This window comes from Micromonospora sp. NPDC048935 (assembly GCF_043197875.1).
Classification (GTDB): Bacteria; Actinomycetota; Actinomycetes; order Mycobacteriales; family Micromonosporaceae; genus Micromonospora.
In genome coordinates this window covers 346,839-367,557 of sequence record NZ_JBICTZ010000003.1, presented here as the reverse complement: position 1 = coordinate 367,557, position 20,719 = coordinate 346,839, and the positions used below count along the sequence as shown (strand labels likewise).

The window sequence follows — 20,719 nt, the reverse complement described above, 5'->3', positions numbered from 1 at the left end:
GCAAGATCGCGCGGGTCGTGGGGGGGTGGGGGCGCGGGGGTGGGGGTGTGGGGGTTAGTGCGGGGTGGGGTTTTGGGTGGTTAGGCCCGTGGTGATGCGGACTGTGGTGCCGGCGGTGCTGGTGACGACCTCCATCGCGTCGGTCAGCTCGCGGGCGAGCCACAGGCCCCAGCCTCCGGCGGTGTCCGGGGCGGGTCGACTGCGGTCGCCCAACCGCTGCGGGCTGATCCCGTGCCCGTGGTCGGCGACCTCGCACACCAGCAGGCCCGACTCGTGCCAGAGCCGCAGCCACCCCCGCCCGCCGCCATGGCGCACGGCGTTGGTAATCAACTCGTTGATCGCGAGCACGAAATCGTCAAGCCGTTGACCGCCGAGCCCGGCGGCATGCGCACAGGAGGTGACCGAGTGTCGAATCTCGGTCACCTGGGCCTGGTCGAAGGCGTCGGCGATCAGGAGGGCAGGTTCGATGGGCCCCACCGTACGCGGTGCGTGCGGATCTGCATTCGTCATGGCCCTGTCCCGGCGGCGGATCTCGGAGTCTTTCGCGGCTTTTCCACCGTACGTCAGGGTTTCCCGAACCGCACTCGCTGCTCGCCGCGCTCCTTGCCGCGTGTGGCATCGTGACCGCCATGCCGTCGCCGCCGGGTGGGTTCGAGGTGCCGCTGTGGCGTGCGCTCGCGGTGTTCCGGATGGCGTCCCTGGCGTACGTCTGCGTGCTCGCGGTACGCGACGCCGACCGGTACGCCCACCCGTACGCCGTCGCCGCCCTGGTCCTTCTGATGATCGTCTGGACGGGGGCGACCGCGATCGGATACGCGCGGCCGGCCTGGCGGCGCTGGCCGCTGCTGCTTGCCGATCTCGGGGTGGTGTTGGCCGTCGTGCTGGCCACCCCGTGGGTGGTCGGGCGGACGGCGCTCACCCACGGCGTACCCACCATGGGGGTCGCCTGGATGGCCGGCCCGGTGCTGGCCTGGGCCGTCTCCGGCGGCCGGCGGCGGGGCACGGTAGCGGCGCTGCTTGTCGCCGGCGCGGACCTGGCCACCCGGGAGCGGATCGGCCAGTCCTCGTTCACCGGGGTGATCCTGATGCTGCTCGCCGGGGTGGTGGTCGGGCACGTGGCCCGGCTCGCGGCGGGCGCCGAGGAACGACTGCAACGCGCGGTGGAGTTGGAGGCCGCCACCCGGGAACGGGAGCGACTGGCCCGCGACATCCACGACTCGGTGCTCCAGGTGCTGGCGCTGGTGCAGCGGCGTGGCGCGGACCTGCCCGGCGAGGCTGGCGAGCTGGCCCGGCTGGCCGGCGAGCAGGAGGCCGCGTTGCGGGCGCTGATCGCCGGTGGCGGCCCGGCTGTCGCCAGCCTCCCGGCCGGCCCCGAGGCGGTGGACCTGCGAACCCTGCTCAACCGGTACGCGTCGTCGGCGGTGGCGCTCTCCGCCCCGGCCACCCCGGTCCCGCTGCCGCGCCGGGTGGCCGGAGAGTTGGCCGCCGCGACCGGCGCGGCCCTGGACAACGTGGGCCGGCATGCCGGTGGACGGGCCTGGGTGCTGATCGAGGACGAGGGGGCGACGGTGACCGTGTCGATCCGTGACGAAGGGCCGGGCATCCCGGACGGCCGGCTGGCCGAGGCCGCCGCTCAGGGCCGGCTCGGCGTGACCCAGTCCATCCGGGGGCGGGTGTCCGACCTGGGCGGGACCGTTCGGATCGTGTCCGCCCCCGACGCCGGCACCGAGATCGAGCTGACCGTGCCGAGGGCAGGGCGGTGAACCAGACCAGGGTCATGGTCGTCGACGACCATCCGATGTGGCGGGAGGGGGTCGCCCGCGACCTGACCGAGGCCGGGTTCCTGGTGGTGGCGACGAGCGGCGAGGGGCGACAGGCCATCCGGGTGGCCGCCGCCGCCCGGCCCGACGTCGTCGTCCTGGACCTGCAACTGCCGGACATCTCCGGTGTCGAGGTGATCCTGGGGCTACGCGCGGCACTGCCCGACGTGCGGGTGTTGATGCTCAGTGCCAGCGGCGAACAACAGAGCGTCTTGGACGCGGTCAAGGCCGGTGCCACCGGTTACCTGGTGAAGTCGACAGCGCCCGCGGAGTTCCTCGACGCGGTCCGCCGCACCGCGGCCGGCAACGCGGTCTTCACCCCCGGCCTCGCAGGGCTCGTCCTGGGCGAGTACCGGCGGCTGGCCGCCGGGCCGGGGCAGGGCACCGACCCGGCCGGCGGCGCGGAGCCCGCGACGCCCCGGCTCACCGACCGGGAGACCGAGGTGCTGCGGTTGGTGGCGAAGGGGATGTCGTACAAGCAGATCGCGCAGCGGCTCGGGCTGTCGCACCGCACCGTGCAGAACCACGTGCAGAACACCCTGGGCAAGTTGCAACTGCACAACCGGGTCGAGCTGACCCGCTACGCCATCGAACGCGGCCTGGACGACTGAGAGGTCAGACCGAGCGCGGCGGCTCCGTCTCGTGGATGGCCAACTCCTCGGCCGTCGCCCCGCCGCCGGCGGAACCGGCGTCGTACGCCACCGAGTCGGTCTCCTGGTCGGTGTGCGCCCCCTCGTCCGGCTCCACCAGTCGACCCACCGTGGCGTCGGCCACCGTGCCGAGCTGACCGTGGTCGTAGAGGGAGACCGGCGAGTTCGGATCCGAGGTGGGCCCCGGGTCCATCACGTCGGCGTCCAGCTGGGCCTCCGCTGCGGCTTCCAGATTGTCCGCCTCGAAGGCGATCTTCGGGTCGATCGTTCCGGCCAGCGGGTCGTCCGCCGGGCGCTCGTAGACCTCGCGGTCGAGCTTGTAGTCCAACGACTCACCGTCGAGCTGCTCCTCGGCGGTCGTCCCGAACCGGTCCACCGCCACCGGCGTCCGGTCGCCGGGGAGCTGGGCCGGGTCCGGGCCGTCCGCCTCGCGCCCGGTGAGGACGTCGTCGTTGGCGGTCGAGTCGTCATCGGCGGTGTCGGGCAGACCTTGCGCCTCGGTGTCGGACACGGGGGTCGGGTACTCGTTGTCGCGCATGTCTGATCACTACCCGCTGCCCTCCCGCCGTAACCGGGGCACCGCCGGCCGTACCGTTGCCGAAACCGGCACCGACGGCGAAACGCCCCGTCAGTCGAAAGCCCCGGCCTCGTCGTCCGGGTGCAGGACGCACCAGACGACCTTGCCGTCCGGTAGGGCGCTGCTGCCCCAGCGACGGGCCACCGTGTCGATAAGCAGCAGGCCCCGGCCGCCCACCCGGGTCGGCGGTGACAACCCCGCGAACGTCGGCCGACGCGAGGAGTAGTCGCGGACCGCCAGGTGCAGGGCGCCGTCCCGGGCGGCCAGCCGCACGGTCATCGAGGTCCGGGCGTGCGCCACCACGTTGTTGACCATCTCCGTGATCGCGATGCCCGCCGGGTCGGTGAGTGTCGGCATGCCCCAGGTGCGGCAGCCGGTGGTGACCAGCTCGCGGGCCTCCCGGGCGGCTACCACGGTCGCGGCCAGCGGCGTGCTGAGCATCCCCGCCAGCGGCACCGCCGCGACCGCGGCCAGCGCGCCGTCCAGCGTTGGCCAGGCTGGTACGCCGGCCGTCGTGATCGACCGGGCCGACCCGCCGGCCAACGCGGTGCTCGCCTGGTCGGGCCGGTCGGCGCTCGGGTCACACAGCAGCAGATCCCCCGCCGGCCAGTCGGCGACCTCCCGCCGAACCTCGGCGAAGACATCCCAGGCCCGCGGCTCGCTGACCCGCAGGCCGGTCACGTCGGCCACCACCTGGCCCGGACGGTCCCAGAGGCAGGCGAGCAGCGCGGCGCGTACCGATTCGGCTCCGGCGGCGTCGAGGGTGCCCGTCAGCCGGACCACCGCCGACGAGTCGTCGATGGTCACCAGACAGCTCGACATGATCGCCCCAGTGTGCGCGTCGGTGACGGTTCGCGCATTCGGGCGGTCAATGCCGGTCATCAGCGGTCCAACCGGGAACGGCGGTTGATCGCCGCCATCGTGCCGACCGCGGTGCCGGCCGCGGCCAGGCCGAGCGCGGCGGTCATCCGCACCAACTGACGCCGCCGACCGTGCCAGCCGCCGTCCCGCCGGGCCTGTGCGTCGGCGTGGAAGACGTTGCCGCTGCTGTCCATCCGCGCCCCCGGGCCGAACTGGGTGCGCTGGGCGTACCAGCCGAGGGTGCGCTCCACCAGCGCGGGCGCCATCCGCCACTGGAGGCCGAGCAGGCGGGCCGCCCCGCCGGCGTACGCCTCGCGGCGGGGCCGGCGCAGCAGCCGCACGATGGTCTCGGCGACCACCTCCGGCGGATAGATCGGGGGTGGTGGCACCAGTTCGCGGCCGGTGTGGTTGGCCGCGTGCCGGAAGAAGGGGGTGTCGATGGTGGCCGGCAGCACGGTGCAGACGGAGATCTGACCGCGACCGGTGACCCGCAGCTCCTGTCGAACCGTGTCGGCCAGCCCGCGGATGCCGTGCTTGGTGGCGTTGTACGCCGACTGGTACGGCATGGCCACCTCGGCCAGCACCGAGGCGTTGTTGACGAGCACGCCGCCGCCGGCCGCGCTCAGGTGCGGCAGCGCGGCCTTGATGCCGTGCACCGCGCCGAGCAGGTTGACCTCCAGCACCCGGCGGAACTCGGCGACCGGGATCTCGTCGAACAGACCCACCGCGCTCACCGCCGCGTTGTTCACCCAGGCGTCGATCCGGCCGAACTCGGCCGCCGCCCGGTCGGCCAGCCGTCGCACCGACTCCAGGTCGGTCACGTCGGTCGGCACGACGAGCGCCTGACCGCCCAACTCGGCGCAGTGCAGCGCGACCTGTCGGAGGGCCGCCTCGCTGCGGGCGGCAAGCACGACGGACGCACCCCGGCGGGCCAGCGCGTACGCGGTCGCCGTGCCGATCCCGCTGGACGCGCCAGTGATCACCACGGTCGAATCGTCGAGGCTGCGGGTCAGCGGCATTCCTCAGCGGTACCCCCACCCGGGCCTGGTCATGCAACGTACCCATTGTCGATCTTCGCAATCCGGCCCGGTGACGTGATCATTGTGATTGTCGTTGCGCAAGCGTCGGTGGCACTCGCGGGGACCTGTTCCGATCTGCCAGGTTTCGACTCGGGCCCCCGAGGTTAATGGGACGCTCTGAAACGGGAGGACCACCGCCGAGGAAAGATCGCAGGGAGGTGACCCATGCGCGTCGGCCTCGTCTGCGCGCACGCCAGCTCGTACCGCCACGCCGACGGCCCACCGGTCGGCACCCGCCAGCACATCGCACGGGTCGCCGCCGAGTTGGCCGAGCGAGGCCATGACGTCCGGCTCTACGACCGCCGGGATGCCCCGGGACTGCCGGCGGTCGCCGACATCGACGGCTACCAGGTGCACCAGGTGCCGGCCGGCCCGCCCACCCCACTACCCACCGCCGAGCTCATCCCGTACGTGACCGAGTGCGGTCGCTGGTTGGCCGAGCAGTGGTCCGGCGCCTGGCGGCCCGAGGTGGTGCACGGGCACTACTGGGTCGGTGGCCTGGCCGCCGCGCACGCCGTTCGGGAGACCGACATCCCGGTGGTGCAGACGTTCCACTCGCTCGGCGTCGAGCAGCTACGCCACCTGGGCGGCCACTACGACGGGCCGGGGGAGCGGATCACGCTGGAACGCGCGCTGACCCGGGCTGTCGACATCGCCGTCGCCCAGTCGAACGACGAGGTCGACGAGCTGACCCGGATGGGTCTGCAACGCAGCTCGGTCGCGTTGGTGCCGGCCGGGGTGGACATCGAGCAGTTCCAACCCGATGGCGAGGCGGCACCGCGCGAGCAGCGCGCCCGGATCCTGTCGGTAGGCTCGCTGGCCGCCGGGCACGGCCAGGAGGACCTGATCCGGGCCATGCGACTGGTCGGTGACGCCGAGCTGGTGATCGCCGGTGGCCCGCCGGCCGACCAACTGGCCAACCACGCCGAGGCACGGCGGCTGCGCGAGCTGGCCGAGCAGGTCGGCGTCGTCGACCAGGTACGACTCGTCGGCGCGGTGCCGCACGACCAGATGGCCACCTGGTACCGCTCGGCGGACGTGGTCGCCTGCACGCCGCACTACTCCTCCGCCGGACGGGTCTCGCTGGAGGCGATGGCCTGCGGTGTGCCGGTGATCGGCTACGCGATGGGTGGCCTGGCGGACGCCGTCGTCGACGAGGTCACCGGCCGCCTGGTGCCCCCCGGCGACGTACGGGCGCTCGGAGTCTCGCTGCGCCGGCTCCTCGCCGACAACGCCGGCCGGTTCGCGTACGGGCACGCCGCGGTGGACCGGGTGCGCAGCAGCTACACGTGGGAGCGCACCGCCGGTGCGTTGGAGCGCCTCTACGAGCGGGTGGTGAGTCGACGTAAGCCGGTCGAGGCCTGAGCTGGCCGGTCGGGCGGCCCGGTGTCTCGGCCGGACCGCCCGACGACGGCAGCGGCCCGGTCGCGTCGGTGTGCCATCGCGCGCTGCTGCTGCGGCTCGGCGTAGCGGGTCAGGCCGATCACCGCGGCCAGGGTGACCAGGAAACCGGCCGCGGCCAACCACTCCCGCCCCGGCCAGATCTTGTCGTTGAGCAGTAGCAGACCGACGATCGCGGCCGGCACCGCGCCGGCGGCGTCCATCGCGGCGACCGCGGCGGTCGTCGAACCGCGCTGCATGGCCAGCCCGAGCAGGAGCTGACCGACGATCGAGTGGGCGATCAGCAGGTAGAACAGCGGGTGCGAGAGGAACGCCTCGGCGGACGACGCGGATGCCAGTGGCCGGGCGGCGACCGCCGCGGAGCTGAACGCCAACCCGGCCAGCGAGCCGAGGGCCACCGAGCCCGGCGCCCCGTGCAGTCGGACGGCGAAGACCCCGAGCACCGCGATGACACCGAGCGCCACCAGCAGGGCGATCGAGCCGGCGGTGCCGAGCTGCTTCGACGGCGCCGGGCGGGCGGCCAGCACCAGGGCGGTGATCCCGGCGAAGAGCAGGGCCAACAGCACCACCTCCGCCACCGGCAGCCGCCACTTCAGCACCAGCACGCCGAGGATGGCGGTCACCCCGAGCCCGGCCGCGACGCTCGCCTGCACCAGGAACAGCGGCAGGTCGCGTCGGGCCAGGAAGGCGAGCACGAACCCGCCGATCTGGCAGCCCAGGCCGACCAGGTACGTCCGGTGCCCGGCGAGACGCAGCAGCAGGCCCGGGTCGAAGGTGTGGTGGACCGTGGTGCGGGCCGCGGCCACCGACTGGAGCAGGTTGGCGAAGCCGTACGCGACGATCATCGCCGCGAGGAAGCACCAGCCGGAGGAGACCACCTGGCGAGGATAGAGGTTGGCGACGGTCAGCGCTCGGCTGGACGATCGAGCCGGGCGAGGATGTCGGCGTGCAGCACACCGTTGGTGGCCACCACGCTGCTGTCGGTGCCCGGCTCGCCGGTCGGGGACGGGTGACCGCCCAGATCCGTGACCGTGCCACCCGCCTCCGTGATGATCGGCACCAACGCCGCCACGTCCCACAGCGACAACTCCGGCTCGGCCATCACGTCCAGTGCGCCCTCGGCCAGCAGCATGTAGCCGTAGAAGTCGCCGTACGCCCGGCTGCGCCAACCGGCCCGCATCAGGTCGAGCATCGCGTCGAGCCGACCGGCGCGCTCCCACCCGTCCAGTGACGAGTAGCAGAGGCTGGCGTCCGCGATGTCGCGCACCGCGGACACCCCGATCCGCTCGCCGGTGGCCGCGCCGGGACCGGCGTACGCGCCCGCTCCCGCGCTGGCCCACCAGCGCCGGCCCAGCGCCGGTGCGGACACCACACCGACCGCCGGCAGGTCACCGTCGTAGAGCGCGATCAGGGTGCCCCAGACCGGCACGCCACGGACGAAGTTCTTGGTGCCGTCGATCGGGTCGATGATCCAGCGGCGACCGTCCGGGTCGCTGGCCGGCTCGGCGCCGTACTCCTCGCCGAGCAGCCCGTCGGTCGGCCGGTGCTCGGCCAGCAGGGCGCGGATCTCCCGCTCGACGGCGGTGTCCGCGTCCGAGACGGGGGTCAGGTCGGGCTTCGTCTCCACCCGCAGGTCGAGCGCGCGGAACCGGGCCGTGGAGATGGCGTCGGCCCGGTCGGCGAGCAGGTGGGCGAGGGCGAGGTCGTCGGCGTACCCGGTCATGCCGGCAACCTAGCCGACGCCCGACTGGTCACTCGTCGGGGCCGCGCCGGTCACCCTCGCCGGGCCCCCGCTGGTCACTCTCGCCGCGCGAGTCGCCCTCGCCGGCACGCGAGGCGAGCAACCGGCGGTACGAGGCCAACCGGCGTGGGTCGGCCTTACCGGCGGCCACCCAGGCGTCCAGCCCGCAGGCGGCCTCGTCGGCCGTGTGCTGACAGTTGGGCGGGCAGTCGACGGTGCCCTCGACCAGGTCGGGGAAGCCGTGCAACAGGCTGTCGGCCGAGACGTGCGCCAGCCCGAAACTGCGGATTCCGGGAGTGTCGATGATCCAACCGGGATCGGTGTCGACGCCGGGCACCGGCGGCAACCGCAGCGCCACCGCGCTGGTGGAGGTGTGCCGGCCACGGCCGATCGCGCTGACCACGCCCACCGCACGCAGCGCGTCCGGGACGAGGCGGTTGACGAGTGTCGACTTGCCCACCCCGGAGTGGCCGACCAGCACCGACACCTTGCCGCTCAGCAACGCACGCAGCGCGCCCAGGTCGGCGTCGGGACGGTTGAGCACGTACGGCAGCTCCAGCTCGGTGTAGTAGCCGAGCACCTCTTCCGGCCCGGCCAGGTCGGCCTTGGTGAGGCAGAGCAGCGGCTCGACGTCCGCGTCGTACGCGGCCACCAGGCAGCGGTCGATGAACCCGGTGCGCGGCGGCGGGTCGGCCAGCGCGCTGACGATCACCAACTGGTCGGCGTTGGCCACCACCACCCGTTCCAGCCGGCCTTCGGCGGTGGTCTCGTCGTCGTCGGCGGTGCGGCGCAGCACCGAGCGGCGCTCGGCGATCCGGACGATGCGGGCGAGAGCGCCCTCCGCCCCGGACGTGTCCCCGACCAGGCTGACCCGGTCGCCCACCACCACCGACTTGCGGCCCAGCTCGCGGGCCCGCATCGCGGTCACCGTGGGCAGCTCGGCCCCGACCACGCCGCGCTCGGCACCGGCCAGCACACACTGGTAGCGCCCCCGGTCGACGGCGATGACGAAGCCGTCCACCGCGTCACTGTGCTGGGGTCGGGTGCGCGTACGCGGGCGCGACGACTTCCCGGGCCGGACCCGTACGTCGTCCTCGTCGTACTCCCGCCGTTTGGTCGCCAGGACCTGTCCCCTTCTCGCGTCAGCTCAAGTGAGCCGTCCGGAAACCCCGACGCTCACTTGCCCGTCACCATCGCTGACCATAGTGCCGGGAACTCGGGCATGGTCTTGGAGGTACACCCCACGTCGTCGACCTCGATGCCGGGAACGGCGAGCCCGGCCACCGCGGCGGCGTGCGCCATCCGGTGGTCGTGGTAGGTGTGGAACACCCCGCCGCGCAGCGGGCGGGGCCGGATCTCCAGCCCGTCCGGTGCCTCGGTGACGTCCGCCCCGAGCGCGCTGAACTCGCGCGCGAGCGCGGCCAGCCGGTCGGTCTCGTGGCCGCGGATGTGCCCGACGCCGGTGAACACCGACGGCGAGTCGGCGAGCATGGCCAACGCGGTCAGCGCCGGGGTCAGCTCGCTGACGTCGGAGAGGTCGGCGGTCAGGCCGTGCACCACGCCGGTGCCGCGCACGGTCAGCCCGTTGGTGGAGAGGGTGACCTCGCCGCCCATCCGCTGCAGCAGCGAGCGGAGCTGCTCGACCGGCTGGGCGCTGCTGTGCGGCCAACCCTGGAGGGTCACCTCGCCACCGGTGACCAGGGCGGCGGCGAAGAACGGCACGGCGCCGGAGAGGTCTGGTTCGATGTCCCAGCCGCGGCCGGTGAGCGGGCCGGGCTCGACGGCCCAGACGTCGGGGGTGCTGTCGTCGACCGCCGCACCGGCGGCCCGCAGCATCCGCACCGTCATCCGCAGGTGCGGCGCGGAGGGCACCGGCGGCCCGACGTGGCGGACCACCACACCCCTGTCGAAGCGCGGTGCGGCCAGCAACAGCGCGGAGACGAACTGGCTGGACACGGACGCGTCGATCACCACCTCGCCCCCGGTGACCCGGCCGGTGCCGAGCACGGTCAGCGGCAGGCTGCCGGTGCCGGTGACGTCGATCCGGACGCCCAGCGAACGCAGTGCGCCGACCAGCGGGCCGAGCGGCCGGGTGCGGACGTACGGGTCGCCGTCGAAGGTGACCTGCCCATCGGCGAGGCCCGCCACCGGTGGCACGAACCGCATCACCGTGCCGGCCAGCCCCACGTCGACGTGTGCGGGGCCGGCCAGCGGGTGCGGCCGGACCAGCCAGCGCTCGTCGTCGCTGATCGACACGTGGGCGCCCATCGCGCGCAGACCGGCGGCCATCAACTCGGTGTCCCGGGCGCGCAGCGGCCGGGACAGCGTCGACGGCCCGGCGGCCAGCGCGCTGAGCACCAGGGCGCGTGCGGTCATCGATTTGGAACCGGGCAGGCGCAGCGTCGTCGACACCGGGTCGGATGCGGTAGGTGCGGTCCACGGCTGTGGCGGCCGGGTCGCGGTCAGATTCCCCACGGTTACATTCTGCCGCGTCGGCTGGTCGGTGGCGGGAGGCGGTGGTCGTACTCCCGGTTGGCGGGACAGCCGACAGGGCTCCGACGCGTTAGCGTGTGGCCCATGTGCGGCAGGTACGCGACGACCCGGAGCTCCGGCGAGCTGAGCGCGTTGTTCGAGTCGTCCGACGACACCGACGGCCCGCTCCGACCGGACCACAACGTCGCGCCGACCGACCCGGTGCCGCTGGTCCGGGTCAGCCCCGAGGGGCACCGCAGCCTGTGTGTCGGTCGCTGGGGTCTGCTGCCGCACTGGTCCCGGTCGCCCGCCGGGGCAGCTCGCATGATCAACGCGCGGGCGGAGACGGTGGCCACCAGCAGGGCGTACGCCGGGTCGTTCTCCCGGCGGCGCTGCCTGGTCCCGGCCGACGGCTGGTACGAGTGGGTCCGTCGGCCCGACGGCGGGCGGCAGCCCTATTTCATGACCCCCCGCGACGGCTCGGTGCTCGCGCTGGCCGGCATCTGGTCGGTCTGGGAGTCCGAGGCCGAAACCCGGCTCACCTTCAGCGTGCTGACCACCGCGGCGCTCGGCGACCTGGCCGAGGTGCACGACCGGATGCCGGTGCTGCTGCCGCCCGAGCGGTGGTCGTCGTGGCTGGCGCCGACCGACGAGCCGGAGCGGCTGCTCGTGCCGGCGTCGGCGGAGTGGCTCGCCGGTCTGGAGATCCGCCCGGTCGGGGCCGCGGTGGGCGACGTCCGCAATGACGGACCGCAGTTGACCGCCCGGGTGTCGGTGGCGCCGACGGTGACGCCGCAGGAGCTGACCCTGTTCTGAGATCGGCGCGCATCGTCAGGCACCGATTTGCCAGGGTTGCGCGCGATTCGTCTCCCGGCTGTTCAGTCATGTTCCCGGCAAGCCCTTGTCCCGGTGTTGCGAAGTGCGATAGAACACAGCGCCGGTAGTGGCCGTCGATCCGCACGGGGCGGACGACGTCCTCCGATCTTGCCGGTCCCACGGGGGAGGTGGGTGGATGACACGGGCGCGTATGCCTCGCCCGCACGAGGTGGCTGCGGCGCGGCGAGACCCGCGACTGCTGCGGGCCGTGCGGGACCGACGACAGGACGACGCGTGGCGCACCAGAGGCACCTGTCAGAGCGTCGATCCGGAGACGTTCTTTCCGGCACCGAACGAGCCGGCGGACGCCGCCGTCGCGCTTTGCCGCAGTTGCGACGTGCAGGGGTCCTGTTTGGCGTGGGCCCTCGACGTGGGTGACTGCCACGGCGTGTGGGGCGCCACCACGCCCCGCGAACGGCGGGCGATGCTCGTCGCCTGGCGTGGCGAGGTCGATCCGGACCCGGACGCCGTCGACGATGCCGGCCCGCCGGTGCGGGATCGCCTGCTCACCCTGGTCCCGTTGAGCTGATCAGCGCACCCGGCCCGCACCCGCCACCGGTCCGGCGGCGCAGAATGGGTCGGTGCTGCCCAGCGACGAGATCGACACTCCGCGCGGTTCGGCGCGGATCGACACCGACCTGCCGACCCGCCGGGCCACCGCGCTGCTCGTGCTCGGGCACGGCGCGGGCGGCAGCGTCGACGCCCCTGACCTGCTCGCGGTCCGGGACGCCTCGGTCGCGGCCGGCCTGGCGGTGGTCCGGGTGACCCAGCCCTACCGGGTCGCCGGTCGACGTGCGCCGGCACCGGCGGGTCATCTCGACGAGGCATGGACGGCGGTGCTCGCCGTGCTGCGGGCGAGGCACGCCGACGTGCCGACGGTCCTGGTCGGCGGCCGTTCCAGCGGCGCTCGGGTGGCCTGCCGCACGGCCCGTGCGGTGGGAGCGGCAGGCGTGGTCGCGTTGGCCTTCCCGCTGCACCCACCCGGGCGGCCGGAGCGCTCGCGCGCCGCCGAACTGGCCACCGGCCTGCCGACGCTTGTCGTCAACGGCGACCGGGACCCGTTCGGGACACCGGAGCCGGGGCCGGCAGTGCAGGTGGTCACCCGTCCCGGGGAGACGCACGACCTGCGGCGGGATCCGGCCGGCACCGCCGCCGTCGTCCGGGCCTGGCTGGGTGCACAGGGCTGGGCACCCCACTGATCCGGCCGACCCCGGCGCGCCCGGACGACCGTTTCCGGTGCCGGGCACGGGTCGTTGCATCCGATGGTGCCGCCGGCCCGATCCGGACCGGGGACACCAACCCTCCCAGGCCCTTCCTGGTCCCAGCGCCGGCCGCCGTCGGGGCCGGGACCAGGAACGGGAGGTCAGCCGGAATGCCCCGGTGGTCATCTCGCGTTACTAACCCCGGACGAGTTTTCTGCGAGGGGGGTGACCGGTGCCAACCGAGACGCGAAGCCTGGAACGGGACGAACGGGACGCCCGGCAGCTGAAGCGGCTGCTGGATGGCCCGGAGTGGCCCGCGACGGCGGGACCGGGTGGGGTGCGTGCGGCGGTGAGCACGGGCACACCGGCCGGAAGTGGATCTGCGGGCAGGGCCGTGCGCGTATCCTCGGCGGGAAAGCATCCGACGCGAGGGGATGTGCGGTTGACCACCGAGAAGACGGACGAGCGCAGGGCCCGATTCGAGCGGGACGCGATGCCATTCGTCGATCAGCTCTACGCTGCTGGGCTGCGGATGACGCGCAACCCGGCGGATGCCGAGGACCTGGTCCAGGAGACCTACCTGAAGGCGTACGCGGCCTTCCACCAGTTTGAGCAGGGCACGAACCTGAAGGCCTGGCTCTACCGGATCCTGACCAACACCTACATCAACTCCTACCGCAAGCGGCAGCGCCAGCCGATCCAGGCGCCCACCGAGGAGATCACCGACTGGCAGCTCGCCGAGGCCGAGTCGCACACCTCCAGTGGGTTGCGATCGGCCGAGACCGAGGCACTGGACCGCCTGCCGGACAGCGACGTCAAGGAAGCCCTCCAGCAGTTGCCGGAGGAGTTCCGGCTGGCCGTCTACCTGACCGATGTCGAGGGCTTCTCGTACAAGGAGGTCGCGGACATCATGGGCACGCCGATCGGCACGGTGATGTCGCGTCTGCACCGGGGGCGTCGTAATCTGCGCAAGTTGCTTGAGCGCTACGCCGGGGAGCGGGGCTTCAGCGCGGCCCGCTCGTCGAAGGGCTCGACCGCCGCCGCCGGCCGGGAGGTGTGACGTGAGCTGTGGGGAGCCGCACGAGACGGATTGCCGCGAGGTGCTCGCGGAGGTCTACCTCTACCTGGATCTCGAGTGCGCCGACGAGCGGCGCTCGCTGATCCGGCACCACCTGGACGAGTGCGGGCCCTGCCTGCGCGAGTACGGGCTGGAGCAGGAGGTGCGGGCGTTGGTCGCTCGTTGCTGCGGCAACGAGACCGCACCGGACGAGCTGCGCGAGCGCCTGCGGGTCAAGCTGACCGAGCTGGTGGTCTTCGAGACCAGCGACTCCCGTGAGCTGGCCGACTGAGAGTCGGCACGACAGCGTCAAGACCGGTGGCCCGGGTCGATGTCGACCCGGGCCACCGGTGTGTCCGGCGTCGGCCGGGTCCAGCTGATCGGCGACGGGCCGCCGGCCCGTCGACCCGTTCAGGAGTTGGGACGCTTGCCGTGGTTCGCGGCGCTCTTCTTACGAGCCTTCTTCTTCCGGGACTTCTTCGCCATGCTGACCTCCTCGTGTTGGGGCGGATCCGTGCTGCCCACGACCTCGGCGCCGGTGCACCCACCGGCGGCCCGGCAACGGGTCCGACCCGCTGATGGTAGTGCGGTCGGCACCCGTCGCCTTCCCCAGGGCGGGTGCGCCATCCGGACCGGGCCGCTGCGCACCCGGGGGCGGTGGCCGCATGATTGGATACGTCGGCAGGCACATCGCGAAAAGGGAGGGCCTGGACATGGCCGAGGAGATCCGCGCCGAGATGGTGGCGAACGTCTGGAAGGTCGTCGCCACGGCGGGTGACACGGTGACCGAGGGCGACACCCTGGTGATCCTCGAGTCGATGAAGATGGAGATCCCGGTCGTCGCCGAGTCCGACGGTGTGCTTGAGCAGCTCGTGGTCCACGAGGGCGACGTCGTGCAGGACGGCGATCTCATCGCGGTGATTGCTTGACCGGGGTGCGGGTCCGTCCGGCCGAGCCGGCCGACTTCCCGGCGGTGGCCCGGCTGACCGTTGCCGCGTACGAGGCGGACGGCCAGCTCAAGGACGAGCACTGGTATGCCGAGGTGCTTGTCGACGTGTCGACCCGGGCCGAAAGCGGCGAGGTGCTTGTCGCGGTCGACGAGGCGACCGGTGCGGTGCTCGGCTCGGTGACCTTCGCGCTGCCGGGCACCCCGTTCGCCGAGCTGTGCGGGCCGGGCGAGGCGGAGTTCCGGATGCTCGCGGTCGACCCGGGCGCACAGGGGCGGGGCGTCGGTGCCGCCCTGGTCGAGGCGTGTGTCGCCCGTGCGACCGAGTTGGGTTGCACGGCGGTGGTGATCTGCGTACGCGCCGGAATGGCCGATCCGGCGCACCGGCTCTACGAGCGGCGTGGGTTCGTCCGCGCGCCGGAGAAGGACTGGGCGCCGACGCCGGGCGTGCAGCTACTCGGCCTGCGCCTGGAGTTGACGCGCGGCTGAGCCGCCGACCGGCGGGTCCGGGCCGTGACCGCCCGGATCAGGTGTCGTGCTGCGTGCCGATGGCGGCCAGCAGCTCGTCGGCCACCTCCAGGGCGAGCTTGCGGCGTTCGTCGTCGCTGATGAGCGGCGCGCGGACGGCGAACCAGCTCGTGTGCACCGCGAAGATCGACAGCGCGGCGCGAAGTTGGGCGGCGGGGGAGTCGTCGCCCCGGCAGAGCGCGTCGGCCAGCTCCAACATCCGACCGCGCATCTGTTGGCCGGCGGAGAGGCTCTTGAGCGCGGTCTGGTTCTGCTCGAAGAAGCGCATCACCGACGGCTGGGTCCCGTCGAACATCGTGTCTGCGTACCGGGAGATCAACTCGCGCCGGGTGTCCAGGGTGGCGGGCTGGGTGGCGGCCCAGGCGATCAGCGCATCCATCCCCTCCAGCCGGTCCTCGACGAAGCTGGCGACGATGTCATCCTTGCTCTTGAAGTGGTAGTAGAGCGCGGCCTTGGTGACATTGAGGCGCTCGGCGATCTCCCGTAGCGAGGTCTTCTCGTACCCCTGCTCGGTGAAGAGCTCGAGCGCGACGGCCTTGATCCGCTCTCGCGTCCCGCCTGTGCTCTCCCTCACCCACGCCCCCCAATTGACTTGACCGGTACTTCCTACCGAACTTACCGTGCGGCTAGTAAGGTGACTAGCCGGGCGGCAAGTAAGTATGGCAATTCTCAGGGGGAGCTTACCCATGACTCAGGCAACCCAGGCCGGCGTGCGACCCAACAACATCCGGGTCGTGCTGTTCGGGCTGATGATCGCGATGATGCTCGCGATGCTCGACAACATGATCGTCAGCACCGCGCTGCCGCGGATCGTCGGCGAGTTCGGCGGCCTCAACCACTTCACCTGGGTGGTTACCGCGTACGTTCTGGGCACCACCGTCTCGACCCCGATCTGGGGCAAGCTCGGTGACCTCTACGGCCGCAAGTCGGTCTTCCTGACCTCGGTGGTCACCTTCCTCGTGGGCTCCGCCCTCTGTGGCATGGCCGGCTCCGCGATGCTCGGCGGCCCGCAGGACGGCATGGTCCAGCTCATCGCCTTCCGTGCCGTGCAGGGCCTCGGCGCCGGTGGGCTCATGGTCGGCGTGATGGCGATCATCGGTGACCTGGTCCCGCCCCGCGAGCGTGGGCGCTACCAGGGCATGATCGCCGGCATCATGGCCATCGCCATGGTCGCCGGCCCGCTGGCCGGTGGCTTCATCACCGACCACCTGTCCTGGCGGTGGGCGTTCTACGTGAACCTGCCGCTGGGTGGGATCGCACTGCTCGTACTGATCAGCACGATGCACCTGCCGAAGTACCGTACCGAGCACCGGATCGACTGGCTCGGCGCCGGGCTGCTCTCGGTCGGCATCACCGCGATCGTGCTCATCACCACCTGGGGTGGCAACGAGTACGACTGGACGTCGCCGCAGATCCTCGGCCTGGCCGTGCTGGGCGTGCTCGCGCTTGTGGCGTTCGGCCTGGTGGAGCGCCGGGTCCAGGAGCCGATCCTGCCGTTGGCGCTCTTCGCCAACCGCAACTTCGCGCTGATCTCGGTGATCGGCTTCCTGCTCGGCTTCGCGATGTTCGGCGCGATGAACTTCCTGCCGCTCTACCAGCAGACCGTGCAGGGGGCGTCGGCGACCAACAGTGGTCTGCTGCTGCTGCCCCTGATGTTCGGCATGCTCGTCGTCTCGCTCGTCATCGGCCGGGCGATCACCAAGAACGGCAAGTACCGGGCGTACCCGATCATCGGTGGCGTCGTGATGACCGCGGGCATGGCGCTGCTGTCCATGCTCGACACCAACACCAGCAAGCTGACGTCCTCGCTGTACATGGTCGTGCTCGGCGTCGGCATGGGCTTCCTGATGCAGACGTCGATGCTGATCGCCCAGAACAGCGTCGAGCAGAAGGATCTCGGCGCGGCGAGCGGCGCGGCGACGTTCTTCCGGTCGATCGGCGGCTCGTTCGGCATCTCGCTGTTCGGCGCGATCTTCGCCAACCGGCTGGCCGACTCCGCCGCGGGCGCGGCCTTCGGTGGCGAGTCCGGTGGCAGCATGGACCTGGAGAAGCTCAAGCAACTGCCGGCCCAGGCGCGTGAGGCGGTGCTCGGCGGTCTCTCCGACGCGATCTCACACGTCTTCCTGTGGGCGGTGCTGTTCACCATCGTGATCCCGGTGCTCGCCTGGTTCATCAAGGAGATCCCGCTGCGTACCGCCAACGAGGCGCCGCCGCAGGCCACTCCGGAAGAGGACGCCGAGGTTGCCCTCGGCAAGGCGGCCCCGGTCGCCTGACCCGCACCCATCCCCGCGCCGCGCCAGCCCTGCCGGGCCGGCGCGGCGCGCTGCTTCCCGCGCTGTTTCCCCGCGATCTTGCACTTTCTGCCCCGACATAATCCCCTGTTCCCGACAAAACGGCGACAGAAAGTGCAAGATCGCCGGGCCGGGCCGGGCCGGGCCGGGGTGGGGCGGGGTGGGGGCGGTTAGGTGCGGCGCGTTAGGTGTTGCCAGAGGCGGCGTAGGGGGTTGCGGGGGCGGGGGAGGGTGGCGGGTCGCGTGCCGAGTAGTTGGGTGGCCAGCGCCGCGGTGGCCTTGTCCAGCTCCGGGACGGCGAGCGCCAGGTGGGCCAGCGAGACGGCGATCGGGACCGGTCGGGCCCGCGCGACGGCAGCCGCGTCGGCGAGCCGCTCCGCCACCACCCGCGCCACGTCCGACCGCACCGACGGGTCCACCCAGGCGGCCGTGACCAGGGCGAACAACGCCGCCTCGGTGACCCAGTCCTCGACGTCCCAGATCAGGTCGAGCAGTACGCGGCGGCGGGTCGAACCCTCCCACGGCTCGTCGGTGCGGTGGTGCAGCAGCCCCAGGCACGCCCACACCTGCACGCCACGCACCCAGATCGACGGGTCGTGGGCGGCAAGCAGCCGACCCACCGCGTTGGCCGGCGCCGCCGGCGGGTGCACCAGCAGGCCGAGCAGGTCCGCCACGTCGAGACCGGCGAGGCCCACCGCCGCGTCGTACGCCGCCGGTGGGTGCGGCCACGCCGGGTGGGCGAGCTGGCCGATCCGTTCGACAGCCGTCGCCGAGGGCGCCGGCAGCGCGGGCGTGGGAACGTTCTCCGCGTAGTGCCACAACCGCTGGGCGGACGCCCGCCGGGGCTCGCGCGGGTCCGGATCGGGCGTGCCCACGACGTCGATCCGCAGCCCGGGGGCGGTGGACGTCGCCGTTCGCACGGCACTCGGCGGGGCTGCGGCGGCCAGGCGTACGGCGTTGCCCGAGCCGTTGTCGTCATCGGCCACCGCCTGGCGCATCGCGTCGACAAGTGGGCCGCCGGCCGGGGTCAGTTGGCCGAGCCACGGCCGGCCCCGGCAGCACTGGGCCAGGTCACCATGCTCGTGGCTGTCGTCGGGGTGGTCGCGGACGAAGTCGGCGAGCGCGACCAGGTGGGCCAGGTCGCCGTCGCGCAGGTGCCGTAGCCGGTGGGCGGTGTGCACCGCGCAGTCGAACGACGGGTCGCGCGCCAGCGCCCGCTCGGTCCACTCCAGTGCCTCGTCGAGGCGGCCGATGTCGGCCAGGGTGCCGGCGATGTCCGCGTAGATCGCCAGGTCGTCGGGGTCCAGCTCGACGGCACGACCGAGGGCGGCCAGGCCGTCGCGGGTCCGGCCCACGCTGCGGTACGCGTACCCGAGCCAGACCTCGCCCATCTTCGAGGGTTGTGCGCGTACCCCTCGGGTGGCCCAGCGCACGGCCAGCGTGGCTTCGCCGAGACGCCGGGCCAGCGCGGACGCCGCACCGAGCAGCAGGCCGTGCTCGGGGTGGACGGTGACCGCGTTGCGGGCCAGCGTGAGGTACGGCGTGAGGGCGCCCCGGTCGACCCGCGGCACCGGGTCGGGCAGCGCGGCGCAGACCTGCATGAGGACGCGGGCGATGTGCTCCGGGTTCAGCCGTTCGGCCAGCTCGGGCGCGGTGACCCAGGGCACCCCGGCCCAGTCGGTGCCGGGTGCGTACGTGGTCGCCGCGGCCAGCAGCTCCAGCCCTTCGGCGGGACGGCCGGCGGTGGCGAGCAGATGGGCGCGGGCGACGACCGCGCCCACGAAGGTGTGGTGGTTGATCGGGAAGAGGTCGAGCCCGCCGCCGCTCGTCGCGGCGAGCCGGGCCAGTGTCTCGTGCACCTCCGGGAGGGTGGGGGCCCGCGCCAGCGCGCCGGCGAGGTGGCCGGCGGCGTGGTGCAGGTCGCCCTCGTCGAGTGCCAGCCGGGCCAGCGCCAGCTCCTCCGTCACGGAGAGCGCGGGGTCGTCCGTTCCCTCGGGCACGTCGTCCTCTCGTCGCTGGGCTGGGTGCAACACGCCCAGCTTAGTTGATATTGAGATCAACTGGTGATCATCTGCGCACTCCTGCTCGTTCGATTACTGAGATACCGTTAAACGTGCAAGAATGAGCAAGAATCGCGCGGCAACCGCGCAGGGGAGGGGTTTCCGTGACACGTGCAGGGGCCGGCATGGCCGCCGACATCGACGAGCAGCCCGCTGGCTACGCCCGCCTGCTCTCGACCGCCAACGCCGCCGAGATCGCGCGGGTGGCGGCGGTCATCGCCGAACGTCGCCCCCGGCACGTGGTCTTCACCGCCCGGGGCACCTCCGACCACGCGGCGCTCTACGGGGCGTACCTGACCGAGATCCGGCTCGGCCTGCCCGCCGGGCTCGCCTCGCCCAGCTCGGTCACCCTGTTCGGGGCCCGGCCCGACCTGTCCGACGCGCTCGTCGTCGGGGTCAGCCAGAGCGGCGGCTCGCCCGACCTGGCCGAGGTGTTGCGCGCCGCCCGCGCCACCGGGGCGCTGACCCTCGCGGTGACCAACGCGCCGGACTCGCCGCTGGTGGACGTGGCCGAGCTGAGCGTCGACATCGCCGCCGGGCACGAGCGGGCCGTCGCCGCCACCAAGACCTACACCGCCGAGCTGCTTGCCCTGCTGATGCTCGTGGAGGGGATCCGGGCCGGTGACGGCGTGCTCCCCGCGGCCGAACGGGAGGCGCTCGACGCGCTGCCCGAACTGGCCGCCCGCACCCTCGCCGACGACACGCCGGCCCGGCTCGCGCCGCGCTACCGGTTCGCCCGCCAACTGGTCACCACCGGCCGGGGGTACGCCTACCCGACCGCCCGGGAGGCCGCGCTGAAGCTGATGGAGACCTCGTACCTGCCGGCGCTCGCCTTCTCCGGCGCCGACCTGCTGCACGGCCCGCTCGCGATGACCGACCCGGAGGTCCCGGTGCTCGCCGTGGTCGGCTCCGGCCCCGGCGGCCGCTCGATGGGTGAGGTGCTGCCCCGCCTCGGTGAGCGCCGCGCCGACGTCGTGGTGGTCGGCTCGGCCGACGTGCCGGGTGCCACCCGGCTGGCCGTCCCCGAGGTCGACGAACGGTACGCCCCACTCCTGGACATCCTGCCGTTGCAGCGGTTGGCGCTGGCCCTGGCGCTCACCCGGGGTGAGGACCCGGACGCGCCGCGCGGCTTGAAGAAGGTCACCGCGACGATGTGAG

23 protein-coding genes are annotated in these 20,719 nt (G+C 72.7%); 12 read left to right on the top strand and 11 right to left on the bottom strand.

Features of this window, described 5'->3' with window-relative positions:
- Window positions 1–54: 54 nt before the first annotated feature.
- The gene (locus tag ACGFIW_RS12350) at window positions 55–510 is read right to left on the bottom strand and encodes an ATP-binding protein (protein WP_393313584.1); all 456 of its coding nucleotides are present in this window, start codon (window positions 508–510) and stop codon (window positions 55–57) included.
- Window positions 511–629: 119 nt separating this feature from the next.
- Between ACGFIW_RS12350 and macS the strand changes: the two genes are divergently transcribed.
- Both macS and ACGFIW_RS12340 read left to right on the top strand, forming a co-directional pair.
- On the top strand, window positions 630–1,763 hold the full coding sequence (gene macS, locus ACGFIW_RS12345; protein WP_393313581.1) for a MacS family sensor histidine kinase: 1,134 nt from the start codon (window positions 630–632) through the stop codon (window positions 1,761–1,763).
- Between the two features lie 14 nt (window positions 1,764–1,777).
- A complete protein-coding gene (locus ACGFIW_RS12340) occupies window positions 1,778–2,431 on the top strand; it encodes a response regulator (RefSeq protein ID WP_393314052.1) in 654 nt (217 codons plus the stop codon).
- 4 nt (window positions 2,432–2,435) lie between these two features.
- On the opposite strand, the gene ACGFIW_RS12335 is transcribed toward ACGFIW_RS12340, so the two are convergent.
- The 3 genes from ACGFIW_RS12335 to ACGFIW_RS12325 form a co-directional block, all read right to left on the bottom strand.
- Window positions 2,436–3,008 (bottom strand): DUF5709 domain-containing protein, encoded by a 573-nt coding sequence (locus ACGFIW_RS12335; protein WP_099848385.1) that lies wholly within the window; start codon window positions 3,006–3,008, stop codon window positions 2,436–2,438.
- 90 nt (window positions 3,009–3,098) lie between these two features.
- Window positions 3,099–3,869, bottom strand: coding sequence for an ATP-binding protein (locus tag ACGFIW_RS12330; protein ID WP_393313578.1), 771 nt, complete (start codon window positions 3,867–3,869; stop codon window positions 3,099–3,101).
- A gap of 59 nt (window positions 3,870–3,928) precedes the next feature.
- Window positions 3,929–4,927, bottom strand: coding sequence for an SDR family oxidoreductase (locus ACGFIW_RS12325; RefSeq protein WP_393313575.1), 999 nt, complete (start codon window positions 4,925–4,927; stop codon window positions 3,929–3,931).
- 225 nt (window positions 4,928–5,152) lie between these two features.
- On the opposite strand from ACGFIW_RS12325, the gene ACGFIW_RS12320 reads away from it, so the two are divergent.
- Window positions 5,153–6,352 carry a glycosyltransferase gene (locus ACGFIW_RS12320; RefSeq protein ID WP_393313572.1) on the top strand — a complete coding sequence of 400 codons (1,200 nt, stop codon included), beginning with the start codon at window positions 5,153–5,155 and terminating at the stop codon, window positions 6,350–6,352.
- Here the strand turns inward: ACGFIW_RS12320 and ACGFIW_RS12315 are convergent.
- From ACGFIW_RS12315 to aroA, 4 genes are all read right to left on the bottom strand, one after another.
- The gene (locus tag ACGFIW_RS12315) at window positions 6,310–7,233 is read right to left on the bottom strand and encodes a hypothetical protein (RefSeq protein ID WP_393314050.1); all 924 of its coding nucleotides are present in this window, start codon (window positions 7,231–7,233) and stop codon (window positions 6,310–6,312) included. The two genes, ACGFIW_RS12320 and ACGFIW_RS12315, sit on opposite strands and share 43 nt — an antisense overlap.
- Window positions 7,234–7,292: 59 nt before the next feature.
- Window positions 7,293–8,111 carry a histidinol-phosphatase gene (hisN, locus tag ACGFIW_RS12310; protein WP_393313569.1) on the bottom strand — a complete coding sequence of 273 codons (819 nt, stop codon included), beginning with the start codon at window positions 8,109–8,111 and terminating at the stop codon, window positions 7,293–7,295.
- Between the two features lie 28 nt (window positions 8,112–8,139).
- Window positions 8,140–9,150 (bottom strand): ribosome small subunit-dependent GTPase A, encoded by a 1,011-nt coding sequence (gene rsgA / locus ACGFIW_RS12305; protein ID WP_357067193.1) that lies wholly within the window; start codon window positions 9,148–9,150, stop codon window positions 8,140–8,142.
- Window positions 9,151–9,305: 155 nt separating this feature from the next.
- Window positions 9,306–10,604: a 3-phosphoshikimate 1-carboxyvinyltransferase gene (aroA, locus tag ACGFIW_RS12300; RefSeq protein ID WP_393313566.1), complete on the bottom strand. Its 1,299-nt coding sequence runs from the start codon at window positions 10,602–10,604 to the stop codon at window positions 9,306–9,308.
- A gap of 102 nt (window positions 10,605–10,706) precedes the next feature.
- Between aroA and ACGFIW_RS12295 the strand changes: the two genes are divergently transcribed.
- The 5 genes from ACGFIW_RS12295 (at window position 10,707) to rsrA (ending at window position 14,028) form a co-directional block, all read left to right on the top strand.
- Window positions 10,707–11,417 carry an SOS response-associated peptidase gene (locus ACGFIW_RS12295; protein WP_393313563.1) on the top strand — a complete coding sequence of 237 codons (711 nt, stop codon included), beginning with the start codon at window positions 10,707–10,709 and terminating at the stop codon, window positions 11,415–11,417.
- A gap of 196 nt (window positions 11,418–11,613) precedes the next feature.
- Window positions 11,614–12,006, top strand: a complete 393-nt coding sequence (locus ACGFIW_RS12290; protein ID WP_357066666.1) for a WhiB family transcriptional regulator — start codon at window positions 11,614–11,616, stop codon at window positions 12,004–12,006.
- 52 nt (window positions 12,007–12,058) lie between these two features.
- Window positions 12,059–12,676, top strand: a complete 618-nt coding sequence (locus ACGFIW_RS12285) for an alpha/beta family hydrolase (RefSeq protein WP_393313560.1) — start codon at window positions 12,059–12,061, stop codon at window positions 12,674–12,676.
- A 235-nt stretch (window positions 12,677–12,911) separates the two neighbouring features.
- Entirely contained in the window at window positions 12,912–13,739 is an 828-nt protein-coding gene (locus tag ACGFIW_RS12280; RefSeq protein WP_393313557.1) for a sigma-70 family RNA polymerase sigma factor, read from the top strand.
- Between the two features lies 1 nt (window position 13,740).
- A complete protein-coding gene (gene rsrA, locus ACGFIW_RS12275) occupies window positions 13,741–14,028 on the top strand; it encodes a mycothiol system anti-sigma-R factor (protein WP_030336658.1) in 288 nt (95 codons plus the stop codon).
- A 119-nt stretch (window positions 14,029–14,147) separates the two neighbouring features.
- On the opposite strand, the gene ACGFIW_RS12270 is transcribed toward rsrA, so the two are convergent.
- A complete protein-coding gene (locus ACGFIW_RS12270; RefSeq protein ID WP_369814844.1) occupies window positions 14,148–14,222 on the bottom strand; it encodes a 50S ribosomal protein bL37 in 75 nt (24 codons plus the stop codon).
- Between the two features lie 221 nt (window positions 14,223–14,443).
- On the opposite strand from ACGFIW_RS12270, the gene ACGFIW_RS12265 reads away from it, so the two are divergent.
- Both ACGFIW_RS12265 and ACGFIW_RS12260 read left to right on the top strand, forming a co-directional pair.
- A complete protein-coding gene (locus ACGFIW_RS12265) occupies window positions 14,444–14,665 on the top strand; it encodes a biotin/lipoyl-binding carrier protein (RefSeq protein WP_357067195.1) in 222 nt (73 codons plus the stop codon).
- Entirely contained in the window at window positions 14,662–15,171 is a 510-nt protein-coding gene (locus tag ACGFIW_RS12260; protein WP_393313554.1) for a GNAT family N-acetyltransferase, read from the top strand. Before ACGFIW_RS12265 ends, ACGFIW_RS12260 begins: the two co-directional genes overlap by 4 nt.
- 37 nt (window positions 15,172–15,208) lie before the next feature.
- On the opposite strand, the gene ACGFIW_RS12255 is transcribed toward ACGFIW_RS12260, so the two are convergent.
- Window positions 15,209–15,784, bottom strand: a complete 576-nt coding sequence (locus tag ACGFIW_RS12255) for a TetR/AcrR family transcriptional regulator (RefSeq protein WP_393313551.1) — start codon at window positions 15,782–15,784, stop codon at window positions 15,209–15,211.
- A 112-nt stretch (window positions 15,785–15,896) separates the two neighbouring features.
- On the opposite strand from ACGFIW_RS12255, the gene ACGFIW_RS12250 reads away from it, so the two are divergent.
- Window positions 15,897–17,483 carry an MDR family MFS transporter gene (locus ACGFIW_RS12250; RefSeq protein ID WP_393313548.1) on the top strand — a complete coding sequence of 529 codons (1,587 nt, stop codon included), beginning with the start codon at window positions 15,897–15,899 and terminating at the stop codon, window positions 17,481–17,483.
- 188 nt (window positions 17,484–17,671) lie between these two features.
- On the opposite strand, the gene ACGFIW_RS12245 is transcribed toward ACGFIW_RS12250, so the two are convergent.
- On the bottom strand, window positions 17,672–19,501 hold the full coding sequence (locus tag ACGFIW_RS12245) for a tetratricopeptide repeat protein (RefSeq protein ID WP_393313545.1): 1,830 nt from the start codon (window positions 19,499–19,501) through the stop codon (window positions 17,672–17,674).
- Window positions 19,502–19,686: 185 nt separating this feature from the next.
- Here ACGFIW_RS12245 and ACGFIW_RS12240 point away from each other — a divergent pair, with 185 nt between their 5' ends.
- Complete coding sequence (locus tag ACGFIW_RS12240) at window positions 19,687–20,718, top strand: SIS domain-containing protein (protein ID WP_357554952.1); 1,032 nt, start codon at window positions 19,687–19,689, stop codon at window positions 20,716–20,718.
- Window position 20,719: the final 1 nt, after the last annotated feature.